The organism is Solirubrobacter ginsenosidimutans, from assembly GCF_027587205.1.
The window spans coordinates 31,368-43,114 of the sequence record NZ_JAPDOD010000055.1; the positions used below are offsets into that span (position 1 = coordinate 31,368).

Consider the following 11,747-nt stretch of genomic DNA (forward strand, 5'->3'; position numbering starts at 1 on the left):
TCCTTCGCTGCGGCACGTCTCCAGACCCGCTCGGCCGCCTGGACAAACGAACCACCCGCGAGGGTGGCTGTCAAGTCAGATGAGGCGGCCGAACCAGACCAGTGAGAGGCTGCCGGCGGCGACGAGGAACGCGATCGCGCCACCCGCGAAGATCGCGGTGATCTCGTGCTTCTCGCTCTTGGACGAGAGCCGCGTGCCGAGGTTGGCGTAGATCTCCTTGACCTTGTCGGTCTCGGTCGCCGTGTAGGACTTGCCGCCGGAGAGGCGGGCGATCTCCTTGAGCGTCTCGGTGTCCGGCGGGACCTGGACGCGCTGGAGGAAGCCGAAGGAGTCCCGCAGCTCGACCGCGCCACCGGGGGTCCCGAGCGCGATCGCGTAGATCGGGATGCGGGCGCGCCCGGCCTCGCGGGCGACGTCCAGCGGCTCGCGCGTGCCCGACGTGTTCTTGCCGTCGCTGAGCAGGACGATCACCGACGGGAGGCGCCGGACGCCGCTGCCGTCCGCGTTCGGGACCGGCGTACGCGCCGCGAACAGCCCGCGCTCGAGCCCGTCGCCCATGGCGGTGCCGCCCTCGGCCACGAGCTGGTCCAGTGCGCCGCGGATCTGCGAGCGATCCGTGGTCGGGGCGACGCGCTGCTCGGCGAAGTCCGAGAACGTGATCAGCCCGAGCCGGAACGTCGGCGGGACCTTCTGCGTCAGCGTCTTGGCCGCGGAGACGGCGGCGTCGATCCGGTTGGGCTGGACGTCGGTCGCGTTCATCGAGCCGGAGATGTCCGTGACCATCACGATGTTCGCCGCCCGCTGGGGCGCGGCCACCGTGCGTTGGGGACGGGCGAGGGCGAGGACGAGCGCACACAGGGCGAGCAGCAGCAGGAACGGCGGAAGATGGCGCCGCCAGCCGGGTCGCGCGGTCGTCAGGCCCGGCACGAGCGCGGGGTTGGCCCACGAGGCCGAGTCCCGCCTGCGGCGCCGCTGCAGCGAGCCGTAGGCGAGCATCGCCAGCGGCACGAGGATGAACCCGGCGAGCAGGACCGGTTCGGCGAAGCTCATCCGCGCGCCGTCCTCATCCGGTTGGCCACCGCGGCGCGGGCGGGCGCGCCGGTGCGCATCGCCATCTCGCCGCGACGCAGGTGCGAAGCGAAGATGCGCAGCCAGTCGCCGCCGGTGGACAGCTCGACGTGGTCGGCGCCGGTCCGGCGCAAGGCGGAGCGGACCTCTTCGCGCTCAGCCGCCGCGGCGGCGGCGAACCTGTCGCGGATCCGGCGCTTGCGCGTGTCGACGTGGACCTGCCGGCCCGTCTCGGGGTCGATCAGCCACAGGTCGCCCGCGTTCACGAGCTGCTGCTCGCGCGGGTCGACGATCTCGACCGCCATCACGCCGTGGCGGGCCCGCAGCGCCTGGAGCGGGCCTTCCCAGTCGCGTTCGCCGCGGAAGTCGGAGACGATCACGACCAGGCCGCGCTGGCGCCCGAGCGTCGCGGCGCTGGCGAGGGCGGCGCCCAGCGACGTCGCTCCGGCGCCTTCGGGCTCGGGCTCGTGACGCAGCTCGGCCAGGAGCGCCAGCAGGCCCAGGCGGCCCTGGCGCGGGCGCATGATCCGCGGCTGGCCACCGCCGAAGGCCAGCACGCCGAGCCGGTTCCCGCGCCGCGAGGCCACGTGCCCGACGGCCAGCGCGACGCCCTCGGCGACGTCGGTCTTGCGCCGGTCGGCGGTGCCGAACACCATCGACGCGCTCACGTCGAGCACCAGCCACGTCGTCAGCGCCCGCTCACCCACGTGGACGCGCACGTGGGGCTCGTTCAGGCGCGCCGTCGCCATCCAGTCGATGTGGCGCACGTCGTCGCCCGGGAAGTACGGGCGGATCATCGCCAGCTCGGTCCCCTGACCCGTCTGCGGCGTCAGGTGCTCACCGGGGACGAGCGACTCGATCCGCTTCATCACCGCCAGGTCCAGCGAGCGCAGGACCTGGGGCGGGACAGGACCCGGTCCGGGCTTGTCCGGCGAGCGCTCGGGCGCGGGCGGGACAAGGCGCGGGCGGCCACTCATGGCAATCTCCCGCCGCGCATCAGGCCAAAGCCGGCGCCGGCGAGCAGGAGCACGATCGCGCCGCCCGCGAAGGCCGACGTGACCTGGCGCTTCTCCTTGACCTTGGTCAGCCGCGTGCCCAGGTTGCGGTACACGGCGGCCAGGCGCTTGGCGTCAGCGGTGGCAAAGAACTGCCCGCCCGTGTCGCGCGCGACGTCCTGCAGCGTCAAGAGGTCGGGCGGGACCTTCTCCGTGCTCGTGATCGCGCCCGTGTTCGGGTCGGTGTGGGTGAGCGTGCCGTTCTGCGAGCCCAGCGCCACGGTGTAGACCGGGATCTTGTACTTCTTGGTGTCCTGGACGACCGTGATCGGGTCCGCGCCGCGGGTCGAGGCGCCGTCGCCGAGCAGCACGATCGCCGCCGGCAGCCGCCGCTCGCCGCCGAGCCCGTCCGGGATCGGCACCCGCGCCGAGTTGATCGCCAGCTTCAGCGCGTCGCCCATCGCCGTCGCGCCCGCGACCTGCAGCGCCCCGATCGTCGCCTTCACCTGCGCGTGGTCGGTCGTCGGCTCGGCGAGCTGCTGGGCGGCCGAGCCGAAGCCCACGACGCCGATCCGGAACTCGTCCGGCACCGAGTCGACGAACGCGATGCCCGCCGCCTGCGCCGCCGCCAGCCGCGAGGGCAGGACGTCGGTGGCCGTCATCGAGCCCGACGTGTCGAACACGAGCATGACCGTGGCCTCGCGGCGCTCAGCGGCGACGGTCCGCTGCGGCCGCGCGAGCGCGATCAGCAGCGCCGCCAGCGCCAGCAGCGCCAGGACGGCGGGGATATGGCGCGCCCACGAGCGCCCCGCGACCGCGATCAGGAGATCGACGTTCGTGTAGCGGACCGCGAACTTGCGCGCCCGCCGTTGCGAGAGCGCGTAGACCACCGCCACCAGCGGGATGACCGCCAGCAGTCCCAGCAGAAGGGGCGCTTGGAACGTCACGTGGCGTACGGACGCTCCTGCGCGAGCTCGATGCGCGGCATCGGCACGCGCTCCAGGACGTCATCGAGGACCCGGTCGGAGTCCACCCCCGCCGCCAGCGCCTCGTAGGTGAGGACGATGCGGTGGCGCAGGACGTCGCGCGCGAGGTCGCGCACGTCGACCGGCAGCATGTAGTCGCGACCGCGCAGCAGCGCCAGCGCGCGGCCCGCGTGGATGAGGTTGATCGAGCCGCGCGGCGAGGCGCCGAACTCGACCCAGTTCTCGTCGCCGGGATCTCTGGTCGCCGTGGTCAGCGCCACGGCGTACTCCATCACCCGCCGGTCGACGTAGACCGTGCCCGCCGCCCGCTGATGGTCGGCGAGATGCTCGGCCGAGAGGACCTCGCGCGCCACGGTGCCGGTCTCCAGCGAGCGCTCGACGACGGCGACCTCGTCACGGTGCGACGGGTAGTCGACCACGAGCTTGAACATGAAACGGTCGACCTGGGCCTCGGGCAGCGGGTAGGTGCCCTCGGACTCGATCGGGTTCTGCGTGGCGAGCACGAGGAACGGCGCCGGGACGCGGTGCGTCTCGTGGCCGATCGTCACCTGGCGCTCCTGCATGACCTCAAGCAGCGCGGACTGCACCTTCGCGGGGGCGCGGTTGATCTCGTCCGCGAGCAGGAAGTTGCAGAACACCGGGCCCAGCTCGACGTCGAACTTGCCCGTGTCGGGATGGAAGATGCGCGTGCCGACGAGGTCCGCGGGCACGAGGTCGGGCGTGAACTGCAGGCGCCGGAACGTGCCGCCGAGCACGTCGGACACGGTCTTGACGGTCAGCGTCTTCGCCAGGCCGGGAACGCCCTCGAGCAGCACGTGGCCACCGGCGAGCAGCGCGACGAGCACCCGCTCGAGCATCGCTTCCTGACCGACGATCACCCGCTTGATCTCGAAGAGCGCGTTCTCCAGGTCGTCGTGGGCGGCGCGGGACGGATTCGGCTCTACGGGCCGGTCCAGGGCGTGGAGCCGCCGGTCCTCTGGGGTCACGTCTGGTCTCCTGGGGTCATTAATTCCGTAGGTCATCCGCCCGCCGGTGTGTCTGGACGCGTTCCGAGGTCAACGGTCAGGGTACGCCGGTTGCCCGCGCGCTCCACCGTCACTTTTGCCTGTTCCCCGGGCTTGCGTGCCGCAACCGCTGAAGAAACGTCGTCCGAGGACGTGATCTGACGCCCGTCGATCGAGGTGATCTTGTCGCCGGTCTGCAGCCCGGCCTTGTCCGCCGGCCCGCCCGTGACCACACCGCCCACGACCGCGCCCGACAGATCCGGCGTATCGCCGTTGCGCACGCCGAGGTAGGCGCGCACGACCTTGCCGCCGTTCATGATCTGCGGCACGACGAACTTGACGCTCGAGACCGGCACGGCGAAGCCGACGCCGGAGTTGGAGCCGCTCCCGGACTTGATCTGCGAGTTGACGCCGATCACGCGGCCGTTGCCGTCCAGCAGCGGGCCGCCGGAGTTGCCGGGGTTGATCGCGGCGTCGGTCTGGATCGCGTCGGCGATCGGATAGTCGTTGGGCGCCGTGATCGTCCGCCCGAGCGAGGAGACGATGCCGGAGGTCACCGTGCCCTCCAGGCCGAACGGCGACCCGATGGCGATCGTCTGATCGCCGGGCTCGAGCGCCTTGGAGTCCCCGAGCTCGATCGGCTTGAGGCCGTTCTTGACCGCGCCCGGGTCGACCTTGAGCACCGCGAGGTCCGACGACGGGTCCTTGCCCACGAGCTGGGCGGGGATCGGCTTGGTGTCGGCGCCGATGCGGACGCTGAAGGAATTGGCCTCCTCGACCACGTGGTCGTTGGTGACGATGTGGCCCTGGTCGTCGTAGACGAAGCCCGAGCCGGTCGCGCTCTGGCCCGCCTGGATGAAGACCACGCCGGACGACACCCGCTTGTAGATGTCGCTGATCGACTCGCTCCCGCCCGTGGATTTGGGCCGGGATTGGTTCGGCTGCGTCGCGGGCGGAGAAGGCGGAGATGCCTGGACGATCGGTGCCGGATCGTCGTCGATCACGCCCGCGACGGCGAGCGCGCCGACCACGAGCGCCATCGCAACGGCGCCGCCGAAGAACATGACGAGTGAGCGCATAGCCCTCGCATAAGAGCGCGCGTCTTTGATCGCTGCTTAAAGACGCGCCCGTCTTCTGTGATTCTTACCTTCTCTACCGATGCTGAGGATGAGCTGAATGACGCGCGTGCTGATCGTTGACGACGAGCCCGCGGTGCGGGCCGCGCTGGATCGCGCGCTGCGCCTGGACGGGTATGAGATCACGCTCGCGGCCGATGGTCGTGAAGCGTTGGATCACCTGGCCGACTCGCGCCACGACGCGGTCGTGCTCGACGTCGCCATGCCGGGGATCGACGGGCTACAGGTCTGCCGGCGCCTGCGCGACGCCGGCGATCGCACCCCGGTGCTGATGCTCACCGCCCGCGACGCCGTCGACGATCGCGTCGCCGGCCTGGACGCGGGCGCCGACGACTACCTGGTCAAGCCCTTCGCGCTGAAGGAGCTCAAGGCGCGCCTGCGGGCGCTGCTGCGGCGCGCCGAGGCGCCTGAGGAAGAGGACGGCAGCCTCCTGCGCTACGCCGACCTCACGCTCGACCGCGGCGCCTGGGAGGCCAAGCGCGGCACGCGCAAGCTCGAGCTCTCGCGCACCGAGTTCCAGCTGCTGGCCCTGTTCCTGGAGCACCCGAAGCAGGTGCTGACGCGGTCGCAGATCTTCGAGCGGGTGTGGGGCTATGACTTCGGGTCGAGCTCGAACTCGCTCGGCGTCTACATGGGCTACCTGCGCCGCAAGACGGAGGAGGGCGGCGAGCCGCGCCTCCTGCACACCGTCCGCGGCGTGGGCTACGTGCTCCGGGACTGATGCTCCGCTCGCTGCCCCTGCGGCGCCGGATGACGATCGCGGTCGCGCTCGCGGTGGCCGTCGCGGTGGCGCTCTCGGCCGCGGTCGCGTACGTCGCCGTGCGCGACCAGCTGATCTCCGAGGTCGACGGGCAGTTGCAGGACCAGAGCACGTTCGGGCTCTTCCCCGGCCGGGGCGGCGGGCGCGGCGAAGGACCGCCGCGGGTCGGGACGCTCCCGGCGCGCCGCGGCGGCCCCACCCCCTTCGTCCAGGTGCTGGACACCGACGGCAACGTCCTCGGGCAGATCGGGCCCGAGAGCGCGCCGCTGCCGGTCGACGGGCGCGCGCGCGACGTGGCGGCCGGCGTCGGGCCGGACTTCTTCAGTGACGCCGACGTCAGCGGAACGCACATCCGCATGCTCACCACCCGCGCCCCGAGCGGGTTCTCCGCGCTCGGCCACCCGATCGGCGCGGTGCAATACGCCCGCTCGCTGGAGGGCGCCGACGCGGTGCTCGACCGCCTGCAGCTGATCCTGTCGCTCGTGATCCTCGGCGGCGTCGCCCTGGCGGTCCTGCTCGGCCGCCTGGTGTCGCGCAACGTCGTCGCGCCGATCGCCCAGGTCACCGAGGCCGCGCGCCACATCGCCGCCACCGAGGACCTCGGCCGGCGCATCCACGTCGAGACCCACGACGAGATCGGCGAGCTCGCGCAGCACTTCAACGCGATGCTGGACACGCTCGAGCGCTCGGTCGCGGCCCAGCGGCAGCTGGTCGCCGACGCCTCGCACGAGCTGCGGACGCCGATCACCAGCCTGCGCACCAACATCGAGGTGCTGGCGGAATCCGAGGCGCTGCCGGCGGACGAGCGGGCGCAGCTGCTCGAGGACGTCGAGGAGCAGACGACCGAGCTCGGGATGCTCGTCGCCGACCTGATCGAGCTCGCCCGCGGCGACGAGCCGCGCTCAGAGACCGAGGACGTCCGGCTCGACCACCTGGTCAACGAGTCGCTGACGCGCGCGCGCCGGCACGCGCCGAAGGTCCACTTCGAGGCGGTCCTGTCGCCGGCCGTGGTCGAGGGCACCCGTGAACGCCTCACGCGCGCGGTCAACAACCTGCTCGACAACGCCGCCAAGCACTCGCCGGAGGGCGGCGTCGTCGAGGTGGTCGCGGACGTCCACGGCCTGCGGGTGCGCGACCACGGCACCGGCGTCGACCCCGAGGATCTCCCGCACCTCTTCGACCGCTTCTACCGCGGCGCGTCCTCGCGCGGGCGCCCGGGTTCCGGGCTCGGGCTGGCGATCGTCCGGCAGGTCGCCGAACAGCACGGCGGGAGCGTCCGCGCCGCCAACGCTTCCGGTGGCGGCGCGGAGTTCGTGCTCGAGCTGCCGGCGACGGTGCCGGCCGCTATGGATTCGTCGTTGACAAGGTGAACGTCAGCGTCTTCGCGTAGGCGCCGGTGCGCAGCGCGTCGGTCGCCGCGATCGGCTGGGTGAACGTCACCGGCACCGCGTCATTGCTCACCGGGCCGGTGTAGGTCTTGACCACGCCCAGGCCCTGCAGCGGCTGCGGCAGGACGAACGCCCCGTTGATCAGGTACCCGGGGTGATCGGTGCTGAGGTCGGCGACGGTGAGCGTCGCGTCGGCCGCGGTCGTCGTCACGTTGGCGGTCGTCGAGGCCGTGTAGCTCTTGCTGATGCCCGGCGTGAACGGGGCGAACGTGGCCGGCCCGCCGAGCGTCAGGGCCAGCGTCGCCGGGACGCTGCCGCCGACGTCGCCGGGTGCTCCCACGCCGACGCTGATCGGGTCCGAGACCGTGTCGACCCACACGTTCCCGCCGTGGCCGGTCAGCGTGGGCGCGTTGGCCAGCACGAAGTTCGCCGTGGCCGAGACGCTCACGTTGATCGTCACCGGCGGGAAGGAGCTGTGCGGCGGCAGGATGTCCACCCGCGTGCAGTTGCGGGTGGTCGTGCCGGTGCAGGTCCATCCGGTGCCGGCGATGCTCGTGACGGTGAGTCCCGTGGGAACGCGGTCTGACAGCGTGATCGTGCTGCCGTCGGTCGGCTCGTCGGAGACATTGGACGCGGTCAGCGTGATCGTGCCGGTCCCGCCGCGGTTGAGCTGCGTGTGGGCGACCATTATCTTCAGCGGCTGCGGCACGAGCTTCCAGGGCGAGGGCGGCGTGCCCGGGTAGGCCAGCGGCACGTACGGCACGGCGTTGGTGATCGGCGGGATCGGCGTCGTACGCGGGACGTAGCGGGTGGCGACGACGTTGCCCTTGCGGTCGAGCGTGCCCATGCAGAACCCGCGGGCGCGCGCGGCGTCGATGATCTGGACCGACGCGTCGCTGGAGTTCAGGCCCGCGGGCGTGTCGATCGGCCCGTCGTGGAGCAGGATGATCGCGCCGGCGCGCAGCTGGTTGACGATCGCGTCGCGGGTCGCGGCCAGCGTGTTGGCCGGGTCGTAGTCGGTGGTCTCGATCCGGGCGGTGTTCGACGTGTAGCCCATCGCGGCGAGGTTGGCCAGCGTGGCGGCGTTGGCCTCGAAGAACGGCGGGCGCATCGCGCGGAACGTGATCGGGATGCCGAGGCGGTTGAACGTGTCCTCGGCCTTCGCCATCTCCGCCACCTGCAGCGCCGGGGAGAGCGCATTGAGGTGCGGGTGGTCGTAGGTATGGCTGAGCACCACGTGGCCTTCGTCGCGCTCGAACTTCGCGATGTCGAGGTTGGCCTCCGAGCGGACCGCGACGTCGAAGAGCACGGCCGGCGAGTAGCGGTCGCGCATGTTCTGCATCGTGTGCGGGCGGTAGAGCGAGGGGCCGTCGTCGAAGGTCAGCGCGATCCGCCCGGCCGTGCAGGCGTTGTCGATCTGGTGATCGCTCGCGGTGCCGATCGCCGACTGGTTCGCGGCGTCGTGGACGGCGGTGCGCTGTGGGGCGGTGAGGCCGAAAGCGGTCGTCGCGTCGTCGACGTGGGCGACGAAGGAGGCGTGGTCGGCCGGGGCGGCGTTCCAGATGATGTCCAGCAGTGAGCAGCCGTCGGCGCGCTCGGGGTTGACGACGCCGGAGTCGATCACGGGCGTGGGCGGGCCGAACGTGACGTTCTGGCCGGCGGCGAAGCCGTTCGGGCAGGCGTCGACCGCGGTCGGGATGGTGTCCGCGCCGGTCGCGAGCGAGGCGTCGCCGCCGCCGTTGACCGTGGGGGCGTTGGCGAGTGATGCGGCGGCGTTGTTGGCGACTGTGACGTTGACGGTGATCGGCGGATAGGACGCGCCGGCGGCGAGCGCGTCGCTGCGCGTGCAGGTGCTCGTCGTCGTCCCGGTACACGTCCAGCCCGTGCCTGAAGCGGTGGTCGGGCCGGCACCGAAGCCGGGGTTGTTGATCAGTGATCCGAGCCCGGTGGGGAGCCGCTCGGTCACGGTCACCGGGGTGCCGTCGGTGGGGTCCGCGCCGCCGTTGGTGACGGTCAGCATGAGCGTTCCGGCGTACACCGTCGTGTTGGGCGCGGTCGTGCGCAGGAACGTCGGCGCGGCGTGCGTCGCGGAGACCGTCAGGTCAGGCGCCGCGAACGCGGGTGACGCCGGGACCAGCAGGAACAGCCCAGCAGCTAGCGCAAAGCGCGAAGCCCTCATCTAGACCTCTCTCCCTAATTCGTAAAGGTATCTACCTTTACGAATTAACCTACTGCAGCGAAAATCGCAGCGCAAGCGCCGGGTTCGTTCGGGATCCTTACGAGGGCCGGTCGGGTTAATCGGGCCGCTTGAGCGACTCGGTGACCTGGTGGCGTCGCATGCGGGCGACGGCGCGGCGAAACGCGCTGTCGCGCACCGCCGGCGGGGGGACGGTCGCGCGGACGCGGGCGACCCACTCGTCGAGCGGGAGCTCGCCGGAGATCAGACCGTGCAGGGCGGTGGTGACCGGCGCCTCGACGTGGGCGCGGCGCAGGGCCGTGGCGAGGAGCGGGACCATGTCCAGCGCTTCGACGGCCTGGCCGATGCGGGCGGGGATCTCCGAGGCGGGAACGCCCTGGCCGAGCAGCTCGCCCGCGCGGCGGTTGCGCGACTGGGGGGCGAGGGCGGTGCCGACGAGGTCGCCGGTGCCGGCGAGGCCGATCATCGACTCCGGCTTGCCGCCCTGACGCTCCGCGTAGCGCCAGACCTCGGCGAAGATGTGGCCGGCGGCGGCGCCCGCGGCGTTCAGTCCCTGGCCGGCGGTCGCGCCGGCCGCCAGTGACGCGGCGTTCTTGGCGACGCCGGAGAGCTCGACGCCGACGGGGTCGTTGGACTGTTCGCAGACCACGCCCGCGCGCATGAAGACGTTGGCGATCGCGGCGGCGAGCTTGACGTTGGAGGACGCGGCGACGAGGCCCGCGCCCTCGGTGACCATCTCGCGCGCGTGCGCCGGGCCGCCGAGGCAGGCCACGCGATCCACGCCGAAGGCCTGGTTGAGCAGCGTCGTGGGCGCGAGCCCGTCCGGCGGGACGAGGCCCTTCGCCATCGAGATCACGGGCGTCCGGGCGGGCAGCCCGGTCGCCTGCAGGTTGCCGATCACCTGCGAGAGCCCGCGCGAGGGCACGCCGAGGAAGACGTAGTCCGCGCGTGAGAGCCCGGCCGACATCGGCTCGACGCGCAGCTCGCGCGGGAACTGCACCTCGGGCAGGTAGGCGGCGTTCTCGCGCTCGGTCTCCAGGCGCTCGGCCTGCTCGGTCGAGCGGGTCTGGAGCGTCGTGCGAAAGCCGCCGCGGGCGAGCAGGACGGCCACCGCGGTGCCGAACGAGCCGGCGCCGAGCACGACCGCGCGCCGTCCTCCGGGCGAGGGGATGGTCAACTGGGGCCGCGGGGGCATCGCGGGACTCTACCCCGCAGGTGGTGGAGTCGTTACTGGAGTTTCGGCTCGGGGAGCTGGCCGGTGTCGGGCATGCCGGCGCGGGTCCGGATCCGCCGCTCGCCGCCCTCCTCCTCGTTGGTGAACGTCTTCGTCGCCCAGCCGAGGTTCTCGCGCCACTTCTTCAGGTACAGCGAGGCGATCTGCGGCTTGACCGAGGCGTAGAGCTCCGAGTGGAACGCTTCGCGCTTGTCGCGGATCTGCACTAGCACCTCGTCCGGGCCGATGTCGTACTTCGCCAGGACCGGATCGGCCTTCGCCTTGGCCACCAGCGCGTCCTTGGCCGCGGTGCCCTTCGCCTGCCCGTCGGCGAACCACGCCGGGTCGCCGCCCGCCATGTTCCAACCGACGCCGGCCATGAAGCCGGCGACGTAGCCGTCGGTGGCGGCGACGATCGCGTCGCCCACCCGGCGCTCCTCGGCGGCGTCCTCGAGCGTGGCGAGGGTGGCCTTGATGGTCACGTACGCGCCGAAGACGCCGACCATCGCGGGGCCGCTCTTGCCGATGTTGGCCAGTGCGCGGGCGACCGTCTGGATCGCTCCGGCGGCGCCCTGACCGGCGGCCGCGCCCTCGGCGGCGGCCGCGCGCGCCGCGGCCGATTGCGCGAGCTGGGCCTCCGCTTCGGCCGCGCTCAGCTCGCCGCGCACGACGCGCGCGCACATCTCCTCGACCTCGGCGTCGACCGCGTACTCCTGGCCGATCTCTGTCGGCACCTCGAGGTTGCCGGGGTTCAGCTCGACGGGCGGTGTCCGCGCCACCGTGGCCATGCGGGCGACGTGCTGATTGCCGTAGCCGGCCTGCAGCGCGCCCGCGTAGCGTGCCCGGGCGGCGGGATCCCACTGCCCGAACGAGGCGGGCGGCCCGAGACCGAGGCCGAGAGCGGGTGAGGCGGGCCCCGGGGTGGCGACGACGGGCGCCGCGGGCGCCTGGGCCGGCTGGACACTCTCGTGCTCCGCCATCCGTCGCGGACACTAGTGTC

General features: G+C 72.2%; 10 protein-coding genes. 2 read left to right on the forward strand and 8 right to left on the reverse strand.

Annotation, left to right across the window (positions count from 1 at the left end):
- Positions 1-75 precede the first annotated feature (75 nt).
- From OM076_RS37025 to OM076_RS37045, 5 genes are read right to left on the reverse strand one after another with little or no spacing between them, the layout of a single operon-like run.
- Positions 76-1,050: a VWA domain-containing protein gene (locus tag OM076_RS37025; RefSeq protein ID WP_270045210.1), complete on the reverse strand. Its 975-nt coding sequence runs from the start codon at positions 1,048-1,050 to the stop codon at positions 76-78.
- The gene (locus OM076_RS37030) at positions 1,047-2,045 is read right to left on the reverse strand and encodes a DUF58 domain-containing protein (RefSeq protein ID WP_270045211.1); all 999 of its coding nucleotides are present in this window, start codon (positions 2,043-2,045) and stop codon (positions 1,047-1,049) included. Before OM076_RS37030 ends, OM076_RS37025 begins: the two co-directional genes overlap by 4 nt.
- Positions 2,042-3,010, reverse strand: coding sequence for a VWA domain-containing protein (locus OM076_RS37035; RefSeq protein ID WP_270045212.1), 969 nt, complete (start codon positions 3,008-3,010; stop codon positions 2,042-2,044). The genes OM076_RS37030 and OM076_RS37035 overlap by 4 nt, the downstream gene beginning before the upstream one ends.
- Positions 3,007-4,071 carry an AAA family ATPase gene (locus OM076_RS37040; protein ID WP_372518127.1) on the reverse strand — a complete coding sequence of 355 codons (1,065 nt, stop codon included), beginning with the start codon at positions 4,069-4,071 and terminating at the stop codon, positions 3,007-3,009. Before OM076_RS37040 ends, OM076_RS37035 begins: the two co-directional genes overlap by 4 nt.
- Positions 4,068-5,132, reverse strand: coding sequence for a S1C family serine protease (locus OM076_RS37045; protein WP_270045214.1), 1,065 nt, complete (start codon positions 5,130-5,132; stop codon positions 4,068-4,070). The genes OM076_RS37040 and OM076_RS37045 overlap by 4 nt, the downstream gene beginning before the upstream one ends.
- 97 nt (positions 5,133-5,229) lie before the next feature.
- On the opposite strand from OM076_RS37045, the gene OM076_RS37050 reads away from it, so the two are divergent.
- Positions 5,230-5,910 (forward strand): response regulator transcription factor, encoded by a 681-nt coding sequence (locus OM076_RS37050; protein ID WP_270045215.1) that lies wholly within the window; start codon positions 5,230-5,232, stop codon positions 5,908-5,910.
- A complete protein-coding gene (locus OM076_RS37055) occupies positions 5,910-7,319 on the forward strand; it encodes a sensor histidine kinase (protein WP_270045216.1) in 1,410 nt (469 codons plus the stop codon). Before OM076_RS37050 ends, OM076_RS37055 begins: the two co-directional genes overlap by 1 nt.
- On the opposite strand, the gene OM076_RS37060 is transcribed toward OM076_RS37055, so the two are convergent.
- The 3 genes from OM076_RS37060 to OM076_RS37070 form a co-directional block, all read right to left on the reverse strand.
- Entirely contained in the window at positions 7,294-9,516 is a 2,223-nt protein-coding gene (locus OM076_RS37060) for a polysaccharide deacetylase family protein (protein ID WP_270045217.1), read from the reverse strand. The genes OM076_RS37055 and OM076_RS37060 overlap by 26 nt on opposite strands.
- Positions 9,517-9,631: 115 nt before the next feature.
- Entirely contained in the window at positions 9,632-10,729 is a 1,098-nt protein-coding gene (locus OM076_RS37065; RefSeq protein WP_270045219.1) for an NAD(P)H-dependent glycerol-3-phosphate dehydrogenase, read from the reverse strand.
- 32 nt (positions 10,730-10,761) lie between these two features.
- Positions 10,762-11,727, reverse strand: a complete 966-nt coding sequence (locus OM076_RS37070; RefSeq protein ID WP_270045220.1) for a hypothetical protein — start codon at positions 11,725-11,727, stop codon at positions 10,762-10,764.
- Positions 11,728-11,747 lie beyond the last annotated feature (20 nt).

Coding starts and splice junctions, on each gene's coding strand:
- OM076_RS37055 (WP_270045216.1), top strand. CDS start 5,910: ATGCTCCGCTCGCTGCCCCTGCGGCGCCGGATGACGATCGCGGTCGCG.
- OM076_RS37060 (WP_270045217.1), bottom strand. CDS start 9,516: ATGAGGGCTTCGCGCTTTGCGCTAGCTGCTGGGCTGTTCCTGCTGGTC.
- OM076_RS37070 (WP_270045220.1), bottom strand. CDS start 11,727: ATGGCGGAGCACGAGAGTGTCCAGCCGGCCCAGGCGCCCGCGGCGCCC.
- OM076_RS37050 (WP_270045215.1), top strand. CDS start 5,230: ATGACGCGCGTGCTGATCGTTGACGACGAGCCCGCGGTGCGGGCCGCG.
- OM076_RS37030 (WP_270045211.1), bottom strand. CDS start 2,045: ATGAGTGGCCGCCCGCGCCTTGTCCCGCCCGCGCCCGAGCGCTCGCCG.
- OM076_RS37065 (WP_270045219.1), bottom strand. CDS start 10,729: ATGCCCCCGCGGCCCCAGTTGACCATCCCCTCGCCCGGAGGACGGCGC.
- OM076_RS37040 (WP_372518127.1), bottom strand. CDS start 4,071: ATGACCTACGGAATTAATGACCCCAGGAGACCAGACGTGACCCCAGAG.
- OM076_RS37025 (WP_270045210.1), bottom strand. CDS start 1,050: ATGAGCTTCGCCGAACCGGTCCTGCTCGCCGGGTTCATCCTCGTGCCG.
- OM076_RS37045 (WP_270045214.1), bottom strand. CDS start 5,132: ATGCGCTCACTCGTCATGTTCTTCGGCGGCGCCGTTGCGATGGCGCTC.